The organism is Arthrobacter sp. E70 (genome assembly GCF_058266945.1).
In genome coordinates this window covers 1-982 of the sequence record NZ_JBYQFR010000033.1, presented here as the reverse complement: position 1 = coordinate 982, position 982 = coordinate 1, and the positions used below count along the sequence as shown (strand labels likewise).

The following is a 982-nucleotide window of genomic DNA, read 5'->3' as shown; positions in this document are numbered from 1 at the left end:
ATTGCCGTGTCTGACCTGTTGTATTCCGTGCAGCAGATTTACGCCAGCAACTACCAGATCGTCCCGCTCCTCGTGGTCGCAGCTCTCTGGTACCTCATCATCGTTTCGATCATGTCTGTTGGCCAGTGGGCGCTTGAGCGCCGCTTCGGCCGCGGCACCGCCCGGTTGGGCACCACAGTCAAGGCAGCAGGAGGCAAAAACCGATGACAGTTATCGAAGCTCGTTCAGTGACCAAGCGGTTCCACCACCACACGGTCCTGGACAACGTAAACCTCAGCGTCTCCAAGGGAGAAACCGTCTGCCTTCTCGGCCCGTCCGGAGCCGGGAAGAGCACCCTGCTGCGTTGCCTGAACCTGTTGGAACCCCTGGACGCAGGCGCAGTATTCCTCGAAGGTGACCTGCTCGGATTCCGGGAGCAGCGCGGCCACCTGCACGAACTGTCCAAGCGGAAGCTTGCCCAGCAGCGCCAACACATCGGCATGGTGTTCCAGCACTTCAACCTTTTCCCTCATATGACCGTGCTGGAGAACATCATTGAGGCACCCGTCGGGGTGCTGAAACAATCGAAAACAGCAGCAAAAAAACACGCCCTGGAGTTACTGGAACTCGTTGGACTCTCAGACAAGGTCCACGAATATCCCGCGTCCCTTTCCGGAGGCCAGCAGCAACGCGTCGCGATCGCACGCAGCCTGGCCATGCGCCCCAAAGTGATGCTCTTCGACGAACCCACCTCCGCCCTGGACCCGGAACTGGTCAGCGAGGTCCTCGACGCCATGAAAACACTCGCCGTCGAGGGCATGACCATGATCGTCGTGACCCACGAAATGGGCTTCGCCCGCGAAGTCGCGGACCGGGTGGTTTTCATGGCCGACGGTGCCGTCGTCGAAGAAGGCCCAGCACGAGAAATGCTCGCAAACCCCAAGGCCGCCCGCACCAAAGACTTCCTCGCGCGCGTCCTCTAACCCCACCAACAAGCCCCCAA

1 protein-coding gene and 1 pseudogene are annotated in these 982 nt (G+C 60.4%); both read left to right on the top strand.

The genetic code is table 11. The features are described from left to right. Positions 1-207 (top strand): annotated as a pseudogene (locus tag AC3IMC_RS20395) (hypothetical protein); the annotation flags it as partial. Further along, a complete protein-coding gene (locus AC3IMC_RS20390) occupies positions 204-962 on the top strand; it encodes an amino acid ABC transporter ATP-binding protein (RefSeq protein WP_490920718.1) in 759 nt (252 codons plus the stop codon). The pseudogene AC3IMC_RS20395 and the gene AC3IMC_RS20390, both read left to right, overlap by 4 nt. The last annotated feature ends 20 nt before the right edge of the window (positions 963-982 follow it).

Coding starts and splice junctions, on each gene's coding strand:
- AC3IMC_RS20390 (WP_490920718.1), top strand. CDS start 204: ATGACAGTTATCGAAGCTCGTTCAGTGACCAAGCGGTTCCACCACCAC.